The following is a 17051-nucleotide window of genomic DNA, read 5'->3' on the forward strand; positions in this document are numbered from 1 at the left end:
CCAGGAACTGTTCTACATCACCCAATAAAGCCTTGATACCTACATGCTTTCGGTTTTATGACTTTTTATACGCATATTAAACATTACTTTCTAGGTTACTGATAGGATAATGGGAATATCTCATCACTGGAAGATTAATAGTTTATTGGAAATATTAATTCAACCAGGCAATTGACCATGGTAGAAGAAAGTTCCTATTGCTACTTGTTTACACCATTGTTGTTCGTAGTGGCTTATCAGTTAATAGGCAATAGTGTATTTTTAGAGTCTTTAGTTTATTTATATTCATAGTTATTTTTCAATATGCTAGTATTTCATAGTAATGCCTTCTGCACAATAGTTGCAAAAGTTAATTTTGTATTTAAAACATGATTTTTGTCAGTTTTATCTAAGATTTATCTCAATTACTAACAAGTTTTCCTCATGTAGTTTTGAGTATTCAAATGAGAGGGAACTGTCATTAAAGTATCGTTAATTACTAAAAATAAAACTGCGAAACTAGTTATGTTCTGTGCCCTATAATTCCCTCTTAATTACGATTTAAACATTGTTTTCATTGTGATTAATAAGGATAGTAAGATTAATATTAATGAATTCAGGTCTATCAGCATATAAGGTTATTACTTGTTTTCACTGTGGTGAGGATTGTGAAGACGTGGAGATCATAATAGATGAGCAAAACTTTTGCTGTCATGGATGTAGGCTCGTTTATGAGGTCCTTACGGAAAATGAACTTTGTAATTACTATGAAATTTCTAATCATCCTGGAGAAAGTCTAAAAACCAATAAACGTCCTGAAAATAGATTCAATTACCTAGATGATGCAGAAACTGCACTTCGTTTGGTTGATTTTCGAGATGACACTGAAAGTCATCTTACCTTTTATATCCCTATAATTCATTGCGCCTCTTGTATATGGCTTCTTGAAAATCTTCATCAGATGCATTCTGGAGTTTTTTATAGTCGCGTAGATTTTATCAAAAAGAAGGTTCAGATTAAAATTCTTAATGATAAGCTTAGCATAAAAGAATTAGTCAGTCTACTTGCTGCCATAGGGTATGAGCCTAATATTAGTCTATCTGATCTTGATAAAAAACAAAGTCCAGGGCTGGACAAGCGCTTAATCCAACGACTCGCAGTAGCTGGATTTTGCTTTGGAAATATGATGATGTTCAGCATTCCTGAATATTTCTCTGAAGCTGAGTTAATAGATTCTTCCTTTCGTGGCTTATTCAGTTATTTAAATGTAATTCTTGCATTTCCAGTAGTCGTTTACTCAGCTAGTGACTATTATCGTTCTGCATGGAATTCATTAGCGCAGAAAAAAATCAACATGGATGTTCCGATTGTACTCGGCATCATCGCACTTTTTGTTTATTCACTTTGGGAAATATTTGCTTTTCAGCGCTCAGGCTACATGGATAGTCTAGGGGGACTTTTGTTTTTCTTGCTTTTAGGTAAAATTTATCAACAAAAAACTTTCTCTACACTGGAGTTTGATCGGGATTATAAATCGTATTTCCCAATTGCTGTCACTAAAATAGTTAAGAATCATGAAGATGTTATTCCACTTGCGAAACTCCAAGTTGGCGATGTTATTAAAGTAAGAGATGAGGAATTGATACCTGCAGACTCTATTTTACTAAGTTCTAAAGCTAATATTGATTACAGTTTCGTTACTGGAGAGGAAGTCCCTGTACCTAGGCAAAAAGGAGAATTGATCTATGCTGGTGGACGACAGAAAGGTGATGCAATTTTAGTAACTATTCAAAAGTCTCCTTCTCAGGGATATCTTACTGATTTGTGGAACAATGACTCTTCTGAAAAAAGTAAAGATCGTTTACTTCAGCCATTATCTACTAAAATCAGTGCTGTCTTTACTTGGTCTGTGCTAATTATTGCCGTGGCTGGATTTTTATTTTGGGCAATCACAGATTTGTCTATAGCTATTAAAGTGTTTGCCACTGTACTTATTGTGGCTTGTCCTTGTGCTCTTGCTATGTCCACACCATTTACTTTGGGAAACACACTACGAATCTTTGGCAAGAGTCGTTTTTACTTAAAGAACGTTACTGTTGTAGAACGGCTTGCATTGATAGATACAGTTGTTTTTGACAAAACAGGTACGTTGACAGACCCCGCGAATGCGATGATCAGCTACTATGGAGAGGTCCTTTCAGATGAAACTCGGGCAATTTTAAAATCCATGGTTGAAAGATCCACTCACCCACTAAGCAATAGAATCAATCAATGGCTGCAAAATCAAACAAGCGCAGTTATTGATCAAATAGAAGAGCTAAAAGGAGCAGGGATCCAAGCTGTTTTCAAAAATCAACAATTCAGATTAGGGTCTAGTGAGTTTACCGGTTTTACAGGTATCATTAAAAACTTAAATGGTAATGTAGTCTGCTTGACAGTAGAAGGTCAGGAACTTGGATATTTCCTAATCGAATCTGGACTTCGGGAAAAGGCCACGGAAGTTGTATCCCAACTTAATGCGGATTATGATCTACATATCTTGTCTGGTGATTTTTCTCATGAGCAATTTTATTTGGAGGAAAAGCTAGGAGCTAGTATCAAGTATAACTTCAAACAAAGTCCAAGTGATAAGCTGGCTTATTTAAAGGGTTTGAACACTACTCGACATACTATGATGATTGGAGATGGATTAAATGATGCTGGAGCTTTATTAGAGAGTGAAGTTGGTGTTGCTATTTCAGATCGAGTTAGTCATTTCTCTCCAGCTAGTGATGCCATTTTGGATTCAGAAGTATTTGGAATGATTCCTAATTTTTTAAGTTTTGCGAAATCTAGTCGGCTTATTATTAAAGTAAGTTTTGTCTTGAGTTTGATGTACAATGTTGTTGGAATTACGCTTGCAGTTCAAGGGCTGTTAAGTCCAGTAATATGTGCTATTCTAATGCCACTAAGTAGTGTGTCCGTGGTTATTTTTACTACACTGAGCACCAATTTTATTGCCTGGAAAAAAGGCTTGTTCACTTCAAAACTAATTTAGTATGGAAGTAATATTTCTATTAATCGCAATCAGTCTTTTATTGGCAGGTTCCTTTCTGTTTTTATTCTTCAAAGCGATGAAAAGCGGTCAATTTGACGATAATTATACACCTTCAGTCAGGATTCTTTTTGAGAATTCTACGAAAAAATCAACTAAAAAAAATCAACCAACCAAACCGAAATCCTATGAATGACACTACTCTGGAGAGGTTCCAATATGACAACAAAATTGTCAAATATTTTGGAGCTGCTACTATTATCTGGGGCGTAATAGGGATGCTAGTCGGCTTGCTCGCGGCCACACAGCTTTTCTTACCTGAAGCCAATTTAGGTAACCCCTATACAACATTTGGGCGAATAAGACCACTCCATACAAATGCTGTAATTTTTGCATTTGTAGGTAATGCCATTTTTGCAGGGGTGTATTATTCTATGCCTAGGTTGCTGAAGGCACCAATGTGGAATAAATCACTCAGTTGGTTCCATTTTTATGGCTGGCAATTGATTATCATAGCGGCAGTAGTGACTTTGCCTTTGGGCTTCACTTCTTCTAAGGAATATGCGGAATTAGAATGGCCTATTGATATTGCCATAGCGATTGTCTGGGTAGCATTTGGAGTAAACATGATTGGTACTATTCTCACACGTAGAGAACGTCACATGTATGTAGCTATTTGGTTTTACCTGGCATCATTTATCACGGTAGCTGTCTTGCATATTGTGAATTCGTTGGGTTTACCAGTTTCATTGTTTAAAAGTTACTCTGCTTATGCAGGTGTTCAGGATGCATTAGTACAATGGTGGTATGGTCATAATGCAGTAGCATTTTTCTTGACTACACCTTTCTTGGGATTGATGTACTATTTCCTTCCAAAAGCTGCCAATAGACCTGTGTATTCTTATAAACTTTCAATAGTTCACTTTTGGTCTCTGATTTTTCTTTACATGTGGGCAGGGCCTCACCACTTGCTTTACACCTCACTTCCAGAATGGGCTCAAGTACTTGGGACGGTTTTCTCGGTGATGCTTTTGGCTCCATCATGGGGTGGTATGGTAAACGGTTTGTTGACTTTGCGCGGAGCTTGGGATAAAGTAACGAATGATCCTGTATTGAAATTTATGGTAGTAGCAATCACCGCATATGGTATGGCTACTTTCGAAGGCCCTATGCTTTCATTTAAGAATGTCAGCGCAATTGCTCACTATACCGACTGGATTATTGCTCACGTACACATAGGTGGATTGGGTTGGAACGGCTTCTTGACCTTTGGAATGCTGTATTGGATGTGGCCAAGATTATTTAAAACAACCATCTTTTCTACCAAACTTGCTAACACGCACTTCTGGCTTGGAGTGATGGGAATAATATTCTATGCATTGCCAATGTATGTAGCTGCATTGACACAGTTCTTGATGTTGAGGGAATTTGATGAGATGGGGAAATTAGCTTATGGTAACTTCCTACAGACGGTAGTAGAATTAGTACCCATGTATATGTTAAGAGCATTAGGTGGATTGATGTACCTAAGTGGTGCGATCCTGATGATGTACAACATGTATAAAACAGCACAGCAAGGTACTTTCGTAGCTACTGAGGAGGACTCTGCTCCTGCATTAGCAAAGAATTACAATCCTAAAGGCGAATTCTGGCATAGGGCATGGGAAAGAAAACCTGTTTTCTTCTCCATATTGGCTACAGTAGCTATTTTAATAGGTGGTGTCGTAGAAATAGTACCGACTATTTTGGTGAAGTCAAATGTACCGACTATCAGCTCGGTAAAACCTTATACAGCATTGGAGCTTGAAGGACGAGATATTTACATAAATAATGGTTGTGTAGGCTGTCACTCTCAGATGATTCGCCCGTTCAGATTTGAGACGGAGCGATATGGAGAGTACTCCAAAGCTGGAGAATTTGTTTATGATCGTCCATTCCTGTGGGGATCTAAGAGAACAGGTCCAGACCTTCATCGAGTAGGCGGAAAGTACCCGGATAGCTGGCATTATTTCCATATGGAAGATCCTCGAAGTATGTCTCCAGGCTCACTGATGCCACCATATCCGTGGCTGACAACAACTGAACTAGACTATTCTGATTTGCCAGCTAAAATCAGAACAATGCAAAAGTTAGGAGTTCCCTATCCTGAGGGATATGACGAGCAAGCATCGGCTGACTTGAAAGCGCAGGCAGTTAAGATTGCTGATAACTTGAAGGATGCTGGAATTGCAGTTATGCCTGAAACAGAAATAGTTGCGTTGATCGCCTATCTTCAGCGTTTAGGTACTGATATTAAAGTTTCATCCACTAATTAATCGGAAAAATCATGTACAAAGATGTATTAAGGTCAATGGAAAACGTAGAGATATTCCCGATTATCTCTTTAATTATATTTATCCTGTTTTTTATAGGGATTACGATTTGGGCAATGAGAGCATCAAAGGAATATGTGGATCATATGAGCGCATTGCCTATGGATGATGACAACGAATTAACAGAAAACCAGCCATGAAAAAATACTTAACCTTCTTAGCGTTATGTGGTCTTTTGTTTTCAACTCCAGTTCTGGGACAGACTGATTCTGTGACGGAAGGATTAGGAGCTTTGGACTCAAATCAATTGGCCCTTTTAATAATCATAGGAGTCGTAATAGGTGTAATTGTACTTCTCTTAATACTTATTATTTATTTGATGTCATTTATTTCAGCAGTTTTTCGTAAAGAAAATCCTGAATTGGCTGATGAGCCAAGTTGGTGGGATTCTTTCAAAGAACGCTTTGTAACGGGAGATATTGAAGAAGAACAGTCATCAGGTAAGCTGATGGAAGACCATTCCTATGATGGGATCCAAGAACTCGACAACTTTATGCCTCCCTGGCTACAGTATGTTTTCTCAGGGACAATTATTATTGCTGTTGTTTATTTCGGCTATTATACTGTTTTAGGCTTTGGTATGACTGGTATAGAAGAATATGAAGAAGAGATTCGAATTGCTGCTGTAGAGGCGGAAGCACGTGGAGTAAGTTCTTTAGCATCAATTGATGAAACGAATGTAGAGTTAGATAATTCTGCTGCAGCTATTAGCACTGGCAAAACCATTTACGATTCTAATTGCGCAGCGTGTCATGCTGCCGATTTGGGTGGTGGAATTGGGCCAAATCTCACAGATCAATATTGGCTACACGGGGGAGATATTAAGGACGTGTTCACAGTTGTGAAATATGGTGTGATTGCCAAAGGTATGGTTCCATGGGAAGATCAGCTGAGTCCAACGGAAATCCAGGATGTCTCAAGCTATATCCTTAGTATGCAAGGGACAACTCCTGCAGTCGCTAAGGAAGCCCAAGGTGAGTTGTATACAGGAAAAAGTGAGGCTGCGCCATCGGTAGAATCGGTTGAGCCAGCGGACAGTACAGCTGTTACCAAAGTAATTGCTGAATAAATTAACTCTGCCGAGAATTTCAATATTCTCGGCAGAAAAATAGTCTTCTATAATGGCCAAGAAAAATCCACATTTAAGTCCTGATTCATTCAGAGATGCACTTGCCACTGTTCAAGACGATGGGAAGCGGAACTGGGTTTATCCCAAGAAGGTAAAGGGTTATTTTTACAAATACAGAACTTACTTTTCGTGGATTTTATTAGCCATATTATTTGCTGGTCCATTCATTAAAGTCGATGGAAGGCCTTGGCTTTTGTTTAATATTTTCGAGCGGAAATTCATCATTTTTGGAGCCGTATTCTGGCCCCAGGATACCTATCTGCTCATTTTCCTGTTACTAATCTTCTTTGTCTTTATCATACTCTTTACTGTAGCTTTTGGTAGGGTCTGGTGTGGCTGGGCTTGCCCTCAGACACTGTTTATGGAGATGGTTTTTAGAAAAATTGAATATGCGATAGAAGGGGATGCTAATCAACAAAGAGCTTTGGATGCACAACCTTGGAATCAGGAAAAGATCATAAAGAAAACAGCTAAGATTACCATTTTCGCTCTGATATCGCTTATGATCGGGCATTTGGTCATGGCTTATTTGATCGGAATAGATGAAGTGATAAAGATCGTCTCTTCGCCACCGTCTGCTCATTTGACTGGCTTCGTGGGGCTTATAGCGTTTTCAGGTATTTTCATGTTTATATTCACCTGGTTTCGTGAGCAAGCATGCCTGGTAGTTTGTCCGTATGGTCGACTTCAGGGAGTGATGTTGGATAATAATTCCATCAATGTAATGTACGATTATGTTCGAGGCGAGCCTCGTGCTCCGATTCGAAAAAGTCCCGTAGAAAATGTGGATAAAGGTGACTGTGTAGATTGTAATCTTTGTGTTCAGGTATGTCCTACAGGGATAGATATTCGCAACGGGATTCAGATGGAATGTGTGAACTGTACAGCATGTATAGATGCTTGCGATGAGGTAATGATCAAAGTCGATAGACCTGTAGGTTTGATTCGATATGCATCAGAAAATAGTATCAAACAAGGTTTTGAAAAACTGCTTACCAAAAGAGTGAAGATTTATATGGTAATACTTACTTTGTTGGTAGCTGCATTTATTGCGCTATTAGCCACACGTGAGGATATAACAGCTACCGTTACGAGATTCCCTGGAATGACTTATCAAGAAAGAGAAGATGGTATGGTAACTAATCTTTATCAGATTACCTTGATCAATAAAACATATGAACCACAGGAGGTTTCTCTGAAGTCACTAGCAGAAGGAATGAGCGTGGAAATCCTCGGGGAGCAAAACTGGGTGCTAGAACCTCAGACTAAATTTGAGGGAAGATTCTTTCTTGTCAGGAAACAAGACGAAATCAAAGTCAATCAAGAAAAGGTAGAACTATCTGTTCTTCATTTAGGAGAGGAAATAGATCATATCAGCACTAATTTTACGGCACCAATTAAGTAAGTTGAGTATTTAACTAAAGAAATTATGGATTGGGGAAAGGGAATACTACTTACAATTATAGCCTTTGTTACGTTGATTATGACATTGGTTGTAATATCGGTTCGGATGGATGGTATTGAACTGGTTACAGAGAATTATTATGAGGAAGAGATTAAGTATCAAAACAGAATTGATCAGTCCAATTCTGCGATAGAACTTAATAGAGAGGTGATTTCATATGATGCGCCTTCCAAGATGATAGCATTGGATCTTCCTTTTGGAACAGTAGGTTCTTTGCAACTTTTCAGACCTTCTGACTCTTCTTTGGATCAGCTAATAAAGGTTGATGTCACTCATTCGGGGAAGACAGAAGTAGCTTTGAAAGACTTGAAAAGTGGTTATTGGAAGATTCAACTCAATTGGTTTGAAAACGGAGTCAGTCATTATCAGGAGAAAAAAATCACCATTTAAAATGTTATGGACAGCCTTTTTGTTGGGGTTTCTAGGGTCATTCCATTGCGTAGGAATGTGTGGTCCGATTGCATTGGCTGTAGGAGGGAATGGGAATAGATCTTATTTTTCCAATAAGATTCTCTATAATTTGGGCAGAAGTGTCACCTATGCTTTGCTGGGTCTAATCGTAGGAAGTATCGGGTTTTCATTATCACTGGCAGGCGTTCAGCAAGGGCTTTCAATTGCCATGGGTGTAATGATTTTGATCTTTGCGCTTATGTATAAGCGAGCAGATCAATTCCTGGCTATTCCAGCACTTTCTGGCATTGTAATTTGGGTGAAAAGACAGCTTAGCCGATTTTTAAAGGCCGGAGGATCTTTTGCTTTTTTCGCAACTGGTCTAGCTAATGGATTACTGCCATGTGGCATGGTATACATGGCGCTGGTTGCAGCTTTAGCACTACAAAGCCCTATTCTTGGCGCTACTTATATGTTCTTTTTTGGAATAGGGACCATTCCTTTATTACTTACACTGATGTATTCAGGTAATTTGATTCCTGTATCAGTAAGACAGAAATTCCAAAAAGCGATCCCTTATTTGGGAGCATTTATTGGCTTATTATTTATTTTCCGAGGATTAGGCTTAGGCATGTTTTACAGCCCCGAGTTAGTGGTTTTTGATTATGGCAGCGAGCAGGTAGAAATCACTATGTGCCGCTAGATAGTCTTACTGAATAGTGATTTTTTTGCTTCATTATTTCCCAGCCTTAGATCAAGCTGAGAACATACGTTCCTAATGACTTTCATGCCAATTTCAGAAACTAGAATTTGGTTTTTTGTGGTGGTAATTAACCCGTCTTTCTCCATTTCTTTCAAAGAATCGATCTGATTTTCTGATAATTTCTCAGAAATTTCTAAAGGGATCACTGCTTGTTTTTTGCAGATTAGATCCAAGATTACCTGTCGTGTAGAAATATCCAATTCGGTAAGTACATGACCTTTTTGAATAGCAAAAATATTTTGATTGACCAATGCCTCATATTTTCCTATACTTTTTTCATTTTGAGCATAGGCATAATAGATATCATTGATACTGCTCGCACCTAGTCCTATGAGGATTTTTGAAGGCAAAGTGGTGTAGCCCATAAAATTTCTGTGCAGGACTCCATCATTTTTGGCTAAAGTAAGAGCATCATTTGGGAGAGCAAAGTGATCCATCCCCACTTCCTCATAACCCATTTCTACCAAAAGAGCTCGTCCAAATTCATATAATTCAGTTTTCTCTGTTGCAGTGGGAAGAAAACTCTCGAAGCTCTTCTGTGAAGGAAACGCACTAGGCAAATGCGCATAGCTATAAAATGCAATACGTTCTGGTCTTAATTCTTGCACCTTTCTGAAGGTAGCTTCCATGGTCTGCAGAGTTTGATGTGGTAGCCCAAAGATCAGATCATAATTGATAGAAGTATAGCCCAATATACGTGCAGAATCGGTGGCGTATTTGACTTTTTCAAAAGGCTGAATACGATGAATGGCAGTTTGTACTTGAACATCAAAATCCTGAATACCATAACTCACCCGATTAAAACCCAAATCATTTAGGGTTTTAAGATGCTCATAAGTTGTATTGTTAGGATGCCCTTCAAAGCTAAACTCAGCATTAGGGTTTATTTCTGCATCCTCAAGGATCGTTTCTATCAAATACTTGAGATAAGATGGCTCAAAAAATGTCGGTGTGCCTCCCCCGAGATGAATCCCAGCAATCTTTGGACTTCCATTGAAAATCTCTTTGTATTGAGCCCATTCAGCTAACAGCGCCTGAATGTATGGGTCTTTAACGGCGTTGTTTTTGGTAATCCTTTTGTTGCAGCCACAATAGGTGCATAAGCTTTCGCAAAAGGGCAAATGTATGTAAATGGAAATTCCTTCTTCCTTACCGAAATCCTGGAATGCCTTGCTTACAAGATCATGCCATTGAAAGTTCTCCAAGTTGTTTTCCCAGAGAGGAACTGTAGGATAAGATGTATATCTAGGAGCAGGAATGTTGTATTTCTGGATCAAAGAGCTAGTATCAGACATAAATTTTTCTTTACCCAAAAGTCGAAACTATTTAAGAAAGGATGGATGATACAAGCCATTCAGGAATCTGACAAAAATCATTTTTGGTCTAGAAAATAGAAAATTGGATTAGTATTAGAATTCAAATCCTGATCTCAAATTGACTGGGAAAAGGACAACTAGTAAACTATTTGATTTGCAGAATTAACTTGATTGGTGTTACGCACATTTCTACCTGAAAATGGCTAGAATTTTTAGGTAGAGTTGCATTGATTACAGGCAGCGTAAGGATAAATGTTTATGATCAACTAGGTCAAAAAGCGATTAAATTGGTGCAGACCTAAGCATTAATTATGTTGATAACAAGATGTTACGTTTATTTTAGGTTTAGCGACTTGGGAAAAGTGAAGGTCTAATACTGGGCTAGTCGAGCAAGAAGTTATTGAGAAAACTACTTTTCAACCCTAACCAAATAAAGAAGAGCATCAATCCCCAAAACATATAGACACGATAGTAATCAGCAGTTTCCTTATAGCGGTTTTCGATTACCTCTGTTTTCTCAAGGGTGTCAATTCTTTCAAAAATCGATGCCAGCGTCCCACCGTCTGCCGCTCTGAAAAACTCACCGTTACCGATTTTAGCAATTTCGCGCAGTGTTGATTCATCTAGGTAACTTTCTACCATTTGAGGTCTTCCAAAAAAATCTGTTCCATAAGGAACTAGACCGTCTTTGCCCATAGCAATTGTGTAGATCTTAATGTCCAGTGCGGAAGCAAGGTTCGCTGCAAAAAGCGGGTCAACATTTCCAGCATTGCTCTCACCATCACTTAACAAGATCATCACTTTAGAGGTTGATTCAGATTCTTTCATTCGGTTGGTTCCTGCAGCCAATGCCGAGCCTATCGCAGTTCCTTTTGCTTCCATCATACTAAATGAAATCTCTTTCACAAGATCTGTGAGTAATTCATAATCGTTGGTTAGAGGAGCTAAGGAATAAGCTTCACCGGCGAATACAACCATTCCTATGCGGTCTCCCACGCGTCCATTTATGAATTCAATGGCTGTTTCCTTTGCAGCTTCGAGGCGGTTAGGAGTGAAGTCTTGTAGGTCCATGGATTCGGAGATATCCAATACAAGCATAATATCAATACCCTCTGTGAATTGTTCTACACGCTCATTACTCCGTTGCGGGCGCGCTAAGGCTACAACCATTAGGATCAAAAAGAGATAGAAAAAACCTGCTGGCAAAAGACGTAGATACGTCCATGGATTATTATTTGCTATTCGATTTGGTAGGGAAAGTTCCAGAACCGGGTTTTTCAGAAATTTCACAAAAAATCTGAAAAGTATGAGAAGTGGTATTAACCAGATCAAGTTCAATAAGATCGGGTTATCCCATTCATAAGTTTTGAAGGTCTCAGGTAAAAACCACGACCAGCTAAAGAATTCAGACAGCTGCTCTCTCATGTGTGATTTTGGTTTGTTTTTCCTGATAATTGCGTTTCGCTACCTCTAGTAGATAAGATGTAGCTTCTTCACTTTTCGATGATTTTCCTGCATAGATAATCATGTCGATCGTGCGTAGCGCTTTAAAGATCTCAAGATCTTCCATTTGTTCACCTATTTCACTAGAAGTCCATTCTTTCACAGGCATAGCGGTGATGCTTTCCATATACCCTTTCCATAGGCCAATAACTTCATCAGCTGATTCAATGGTTGGGTTCTCTGTGAGAAGTGCAGTTTGGGTTTTCCATCTTTTTTCGAATAATTCCCATCGTCTTTTTTCTCTTCTTTCCTTCCAAAACTCTTGAATTCTTTTGGCAAAAAGCAAGTAGAGTGTACCAAGTAAAAGTAATACTCCGCCGAGTATTATGCCCAAGATTATCCAGTTGAGCGACTTTTCAATTGGCTGGTAAATGTTATTTTCCTGAAACACCAACTCCTCAGGAATACTGTCTAAGGTAAGTTCCAGCTTTAGTTCGGCTTCCAAAGGATAATGCACTACGCTGTCGTATCGCGCCAACTCATAAACGGGCAAGGTCAAGAATGAACTTGGGTCTAGTGAGAAATTGGATAAGTAATAGATCGTGCTATCCTGTGTGACACTGTCTTTGGTGAATGAAATGAATGTTTTCTTTTCCAGTAATACCAATGGGGAGAAATCAAAGGTAGAATCCGGGAACACAAGCTGCTTGGATTCAGGATACGATGCTTTGAGCACATAGCCTACGCGCTCACCTAGTTTTGCGGAATCCTGCATAAAATATCCATTCACAGTGATCTGCTGCGCATTGCTCAGAAAGGGAATGAATACTAATAAAAAGAGTTTGAGCGTCTTAGCCACGTTTCATGCTTTTGTTTCGGTATTTAAATAGCTCAAGGAGTGGGCCTACGATATCTTGGGTGGTATCGATAGTGAGATAGTTTATTTGATTCTTTTTACAAACATCTTTTAGATGCTCTCGCTCGGAGGTAAAGGTATCTGCTATTTTTTTAGAAAAGCTTCCAAAGGCGGTGTTTACCCAGGTAGTTTTACCTTTTTCTTTATCAAAAACCGGGATAATTCCCAAAGAAGGAAGCGCTGATTCGCGTGGGTCGGTGAGTTGGATAGCAACCACATCATGACGCTCTGCAAGCGCTCTGAAAGGACGCTCGTATCCTTCGTCTATGAAATCCGAAATGATTACAATCACGGCCCGCCTCTTAATGAGGTTCAGGGCAAACATGAACAGGGCGTTAAGATCGGTTTTTAAAGAATTATTCTGATGATCGAAAATTCCTCGGATCATTTTCACTCCTTGCTTACTGCCTTTTGAGGGTAGAATAAGTTTTTCTTTTTGATCAGAATAGCTAATTAATCCTACCTGACTTCCATCAAATACTGCCGCAAGGATTAAAACTCCAGCGATAATTTTTCCTTGATCTATTTTCTTATTTCCTGGCTGACCAATATCCTGGCTTCCGCTGATGTCTAGAAGAAAAAAAACTGACTGTTCTTTTTCTTCACGAAACGTTTTGACAAAAGTCCCGTGTCCTTTAGCAGATACTTTCCACTCAATCGTACGAATGTCATCTCCATACTGGTAGGGGCGTAGATCATCAAACTCCAGCCCTGATCCTTTGAAAAGCGACTGATATTCTCCCTGAAGGTGATTGTTGGCCACCTTTCGGATCATAACTTCGTATTTTCTAAGCTTTTTGAATAATTCGTTCATGAAGGATGATTTGAACGGCCTAAGTTATGCTTCTAAGCTGAATTATAAAATTTCAGTTACATGAAGAGTGGGAAGAATTTCCGTTAAAAAAACCTAATTTTGACCTGTGAAAATATTTCTGCTACTAAGTTTTTGCTTGCTTTCTTTTGCTAGTTGTAATTCTGCCAATAAACCATCCGGTTTATTGGCAGAAGACAAAATGGTAGAAGTTCTGATAGATATCCATCTTACTGAAGGACTTACGAGTGCTATGCCTGTTGCCTACGATTCTTCTCGGGTGCTATATAGTTTGCTTGAAAAAGACGTTTTTCTTAAACATGAAGTGAGTGATTCAGTTTTTACTCAAAGCATGTTGTATTACCTCCGCGATCCTGCCGAAATGGAGCAGATTTATTCTCGTGTAGTCGATTCTCTCATGGTTAGAGAGTCCTCTGGCGGAACTTTAGACCAATTCTAATGCTGTACCCAAGCAATCTCGAACAAAAAATAAATTTCATAAAGATCAAAGAACTGCTTAAAGTAGAGTGTACTTCTCTCCTTGGAATGCAGTATGTCGATCGTCTAGCATTTTCTTCTGATTTTAATTTGGTGACCAAATTACTTGATCAGACAGAAGAGTTTCGTCAGATTCTAATTTCTGGTGAGCTTTTTCCCTCATCCAATTTTACAAACCTCAATCCGTATTTAGAGAAAGCCAAACTTGAGAACTCCTTTCTTGATGTAGAGGATTTCTATGAAATTAAACTTTCGCTGGACACGCTGAGAAGTTGTATTTCTTTTTTTCAGAAAAGAGGAGAGGACTATCCTGTTCTGAGTCAATTACTTGGTTTGTTGATGGATCTTGATATGAGTTTGCTCAAATCAATTGAGCTGATTATCGATGAAAAGGGTAAGATGCGAAGTAATGCAAGCAAGGATCTACAACTCATCCGTAGTCAGATTATTTACGAAGAAGGGCGCTTGCGCAAAGTCATGGATCGCGTGTTCAAAGAAGCCCGTGCAAAGGGACTTACTACAGAAGACTCTGCGATCACTGTTCGCTCTGGGAGATTGGTGATACCCATCGCTGCTGAGAATAAACGTAAACTTCGTGGGTTTATTCACGATGAATCTGCGACTGGACAGACGGTATTCATGGAGCCTGAAGAAGCATTGGATATCAATAATGAGATCCGTGACCTTGAATACATGGAGCGTAGGGAGATCATTAAGATTCTGACACAATTAACAGATCGGATCAGACCCGCCATACCAGCTCTACGAAAGGCAACCAATTTTCTCGGCTTGATGGACTTTATTCGTGCCAAAGCAAAGTTTGCACAAAAGACGGATAGTTGTAGACCAGAAATCACCAAGGAAAGACAACTAACTTGGACAAAGGCTAGACATCCGATTCTGGATATTGCGCTTAAGTCCCAAGGAAAAAAAATTGTACCGCTAGATGTCAAACTTAGCGGACATGAGAGATTGCTAGTTATCTCTGGGCCAAATGCCGGTGGGAAGTCAGTTACCTTGAAGACAGTGGCTCTGCTGCAGTACATGCTTCAATGCGGAATATTAATCCCTGTTCACCCTGATTCCAAGAGCTCGCTTTTTGATAATTTCTTTATCGATATAGGCGATGAGCAAAACTTAGAAAATGACCTAAGTACCTATAGCTCACATTTGATGAGCATGAAGCATTTCTCACTTTTTGCCAATAAGAAAACCATTCTATTCATAGACGAATTCGGTACCGGAACGGAGCCGCAATTCGGAGGTGCTATTGCCGAATCTATTCTATTGGCACTGAACAAACTGGGAGCCTACGGTGTAATCACCACTCACTATGGCAACCTGAAGCAAATCGCTAATAAAAATCAGGGAATGGTGAATGGGGCTATGCGCTATGATGTGGATAAACTAGAGCCTCTTTATCAGCTTGAAATAGGCAAGCCTGGTTCTTCATTTGCATTGGAGATAGCTTCGAAAATCGGCATCCCAAAAGAGATCCTGGAGTATGCTAAAGGGCAGATTGGAGAAGAACGAGTGCGCTACGATAGACTCCTCACACAAGTAGAAAATGAGAAAAACCAATACGCGACATTATTGGCAGATGTAAAAGCTAAAGAGAGACTTCTAAAAACTCGCCTTCAGGAATACAATGAATTGAAGGAAACGATGGAGTCCACCAAAAAGCGCTATCTCCAAGAAGCCAAGCTAGAGGCTAAGCAATTGCTAGATCAGGCTAATAAGAAGATAGAATCCGCAATTCGTGAAATTAAGGAGGGGAAAGCGGAGAAAGAAGCTACTAAGCTTGTTCGAAAAGATTTGGAGGAATTTAAGGAGAAGGTTAAGCCTGAAAAAAATATCATTAAAAGCCCTGAAATTAAGGTATTGGGTGGGAAGATTGCTATCGGTGATTGGGTAAGAGTAAAAGATAATGGAGCTATAGCGGAGGTGCTCCAGCTTAAAGGAAACGAGTTAGAAATATCTATCGGTGAGCTCAAATCAAAAGTGAAGCTTTCTCGACTAGAGAAAATCTCCCAAGGAGAAGTCAAAAAAGAGAAGAAAGCAGCTATCTCCAGAAGCGGCTATAATACCAACGAAAAGATGATGGATTACTCACCTAATCTTGACCTAAGAGGAATGCGTGGTGAAGAGATACTGTTTTTGATCCAATCATTTGTAGATGAAGGGTACATGCTCGGTTTGAAAGATCTGAGAATTGTTCACGGTAAGGGGAATGGGATTCTGAGGGATTTGACGCGAAATTTCCTGAGAGACATGAGTCAAGTTCGGCACATGGAAGATGAGCATGCAGACCGCGGCGGAGCAGGAGTTACGCTGGTGACGTTGAAATAGAATAAAAAAGGGAAACGATATCGTTTCCCTTTTTTATTTTTAAAAGCTATTTCTTAAGAAGGTTGAATGTGTAGTTCCCTGCTACAGCCATAACACCGTTAACTCTGGCTCCTGGAGCTGGAATAGAAAAAGTGAGCTTTAAATTATTGTTAGTTTGAGTGAAAGAGATTTCTCTGCCTGCAGCTGGTTTGCTGCCAGTAAGTATGAACTTATCGAAATTGGCTCCTGCAAAACTCCAAGTGCCAGCAGCATCGAAAAGGTCATTGTTGTTTTTGGAAGAGTAAGTTTTGGCTGAACCTGATTTCATCATCAATTCAAATCCTGTATATAAATTGGTCACAGCTATACCATCTCGTTCCACAGATCCACCACCATCAATTCCCCAAGTTTGAGATCCAGTTCCGGTTAAAGCTTCGGTTGCAATTGCCTCTGCACTTTTTGGTGTTGTAGGCTCCGGGTCATCTCCGCCACAGCTTTGAATAGCTATTGTCACAAAAGAAAGTAGAATTAATCTAAAAAAAAGTGATCTCATATGCTTTCCAATTAATGCCTATTATTTTAAAGGTAGGAATTTAAGTTTAAAGGA

General features: G+C 39.2%; 15 protein-coding genes. 10 read left to right on the plus strand and 5 right to left on the minus strand.

Features of this window, described 5'->3' with window-relative positions:
* The first annotated feature begins 589 nt into the window (after nt 1–589).
* From BVH02_RS18510 to BVH02_RS18545, 8 genes are read left to right on the plus strand one after another with little or no spacing between them, the layout of a single operon-like run.
* The gene (locus BVH02_RS18510; RefSeq protein WP_086502959.1) at nt 590–3016 is read left to right on the plus strand and encodes a heavy metal translocating P-type ATPase; all 2427 of its coding nucleotides are present in this window, start codon (nt 590–592) and stop codon (nt 3014–3016) included.
* Between the two features lies 1 nt (nt 3017).
* Nucleotides 3018–3209: a cbb3-type cytochrome oxidase assembly protein CcoS gene (gene ccoS / locus BVH02_RS18515; RefSeq protein WP_086502960.1), complete on the plus strand. Its 192-nt coding sequence runs from the start codon at nt 3018–3020 to the stop codon at nt 3207–3209.
* The gene (ccoN, locus tag BVH02_RS18520; RefSeq protein WP_086502961.1) at nt 3202–5328 is read left to right on the plus strand and encodes a cytochrome-c oxidase, cbb3-type subunit I; all 2127 of its coding nucleotides are present in this window, start codon (nt 3202–3204) and stop codon (nt 5326–5328) included. The genes ccoS and ccoN overlap by 8 nt, the downstream gene beginning before the upstream one ends.
* Nucleotides 5329–5363: 35 nt before the next feature.
* Complete coding sequence (locus BVH02_RS18525) at nt 5364–5525, plus strand: cbb3-type cytochrome c oxidase subunit 3 (RefSeq protein ID WP_317045441.1); 162 nt, start codon at nt 5364–5366, stop codon at nt 5523–5525.
* Nucleotides 5522–6454: a cbb3-type cytochrome c oxidase N-terminal domain-containing protein gene (locus BVH02_RS18530; protein WP_086502963.1), complete on the plus strand. Its 933-nt coding sequence runs from the start codon at nt 5522–5524 to the stop codon at nt 6452–6454. Before BVH02_RS18525 ends, BVH02_RS18530 begins: the two co-directional genes overlap by 4 nt.
* A gap of 52 nt (nt 6455–6506) precedes the next feature.
* A complete protein-coding gene (gene ccoG, locus BVH02_RS18535) occupies nt 6507–7919 on the plus strand; it encodes a cytochrome c oxidase accessory protein CcoG (RefSeq protein WP_086502964.1) in 1413 nt (470 codons plus the stop codon).
* 24 nt (nt 7920–7943) lie between these two features.
* Entirely contained in the window at nt 7944–8369 is a 426-nt protein-coding gene (locus tag BVH02_RS18540) for a FixH family protein (protein ID WP_086502965.1), read from the plus strand.
* 1 nt (nt 8370) lies between these two features.
* Complete coding sequence (locus tag BVH02_RS18545) at nt 8371–9072, plus strand: sulfite exporter TauE/SafE family protein (protein ID WP_086502966.1); 702 nt, start codon at nt 8371–8373, stop codon at nt 9070–9072.
* Here the strand turns inward: BVH02_RS18545 and hemN are convergent.
* From hemN to BVH02_RS18565, 4 genes are all read right to left on the minus strand, one after another.
* A complete protein-coding gene (hemN, locus tag BVH02_RS18550; protein WP_086502967.1) occupies nt 9069–10427 on the minus strand; it encodes an oxygen-independent coproporphyrinogen III oxidase in 1359 nt (452 codons plus the stop codon). The genes BVH02_RS18545 and hemN overlap by 4 nt on opposite strands.
* Nucleotides 10428–10829: 402 nt before the next feature.
* Nucleotides 10830–11873 carry a vWA domain-containing protein gene (locus BVH02_RS18555; protein ID WP_086502968.1) on the minus strand — a complete coding sequence of 348 codons (1044 nt, stop codon included), beginning with the start codon at nt 11871–11873 and terminating at the stop codon, nt 10830–10832.
* Nucleotides 11854–12750, minus strand: coding sequence for a hypothetical protein (locus BVH02_RS18560; RefSeq protein WP_086502969.1), 897 nt, complete (start codon nt 12748–12750; stop codon nt 11854–11856). Before BVH02_RS18560 ends, BVH02_RS18555 begins: the two co-directional genes overlap by 20 nt.
* Nucleotides 12743–13621 (minus strand): DUF58 domain-containing protein, encoded by an 879-nt coding sequence (locus BVH02_RS18565; RefSeq protein WP_086502970.1) that lies wholly within the window; start codon nt 13619–13621, stop codon nt 12743–12745. Before BVH02_RS18565 ends, BVH02_RS18560 begins: the two co-directional genes overlap by 8 nt.
* Nucleotides 13622–13805: 184 nt before the next feature.
* Here BVH02_RS18565 and BVH02_RS18570 point away from each other — a divergent pair, with 184 nt between their 5' ends.
* Nucleotides 13806–14078: a DUF4296 domain-containing protein gene (locus tag BVH02_RS18570; RefSeq protein ID WP_240507458.1), complete on the plus strand. Its 273-nt coding sequence runs from the start codon at nt 13806–13808 to the stop codon at nt 14076–14078.
* On the plus strand, nt 14078–16465 hold the full coding sequence (locus BVH02_RS18575) for an endonuclease MutS2 (protein WP_086502972.1): 2388 nt from the start codon (nt 14078–14080) through the stop codon (nt 16463–16465). Before BVH02_RS18570 ends, BVH02_RS18575 begins: the two co-directional genes overlap by 1 nt.
* 46 nt (nt 16466–16511) lie before the next feature.
* Here BVH02_RS18575 and BVH02_RS18580 read toward each other — a convergent pair whose 3' ends face one another.
* Entirely contained in the window at nt 16512–16997 is a 486-nt protein-coding gene (locus tag BVH02_RS18580) for a hypothetical protein (RefSeq protein ID WP_086502973.1), read from the minus strand.
* Between the last annotated feature and the right edge of the window lie 54 nt (nt 16998–17051).

It is taken from the genome of Algoriphagus ratkowskyi (genome assembly GCF_002150505.1).
Taxonomy (GTDB): Bacteria; Bacteroidota; Bacteroidia; order Cytophagales; family Cyclobacteriaceae; genus Algoriphagus; species Algoriphagus ratkowskyi.

Bases quoted from the DNA above. Each gene is read 5' to 3' on its own strand.
- BVH02_RS18580 (WP_086502973.1), bottom strand. From the start codon at position 16,997: ATGAGATCACTTTTTTTTAGATTAATTCTACTTTCTTTTGTGACAATA.
- BVH02_RS18525 (WP_317045441.1), top strand. From the start codon at position 5,364: ATGGAAAACGTAGAGATATTCCCGATTATCTCTTTAATTATATTTATC.
- ccoN (WP_086502961.1), top strand. From the start codon at position 3,202: ATGAATGACACTACTCTGGAGAGGTTCCAATATGACAACAAAATTGTC.
- ccoS (WP_086502960.1), top strand. From the start codon at position 3,018: ATGGAAGTAATATTTCTATTAATCGCAATCAGTCTTTTATTGGCAGGT.
- BVH02_RS18540 (WP_086502965.1), top strand. From the start codon at position 7,944: ATGGATTGGGGAAAGGGAATACTACTTACAATTATAGCCTTTGTTACG.
- hemN (WP_086502967.1), bottom strand. From the start codon at position 10,427: ATGTCTGATACTAGCTCTTTGATCCAGAAATACAACATTCCTGCTCCT.
- ccoG (WP_086502964.1), top strand. From the start codon at position 6,507: ATGGCCAAGAAAAATCCACATTTAAGTCCTGATTCATTCAGAGATGCA.
- BVH02_RS18545 (WP_086502966.1), top strand. From the start codon at position 8,371: ATGTTATGGACAGCCTTTTTGTTGGGGTTTCTAGGGTCATTCCATTGC.
- BVH02_RS18555 (WP_086502968.1), bottom strand. From the start codon at position 11,873: ATGAGAGAGCAGCTGTCTGAATTCTTTAGCTGGTCGTGGTTTTTACCT.
- BVH02_RS18575 (WP_086502972.1), top strand. From the start codon at position 14,078: ATGCTGTACCCAAGCAATCTCGAACAAAAAATAAATTTCATAAAGATC.
- BVH02_RS18530 (WP_086502963.1), top strand. From the start codon at position 5,522: ATGAAAAAATACTTAACCTTCTTAGCGTTATGTGGTCTTTTGTTTTCA.
- BVH02_RS18510 (WP_086502959.1), top strand. From the start codon at position 590: ATGAATTCAGGTCTATCAGCATATAAGGTTATTACTTGTTTTCACTGT.
- BVH02_RS18565 (WP_086502970.1), bottom strand. From the start codon at position 13,621: ATGAACGAATTATTCAAAAAGCTTAGAAAATACGAAGTTATGATCCGA.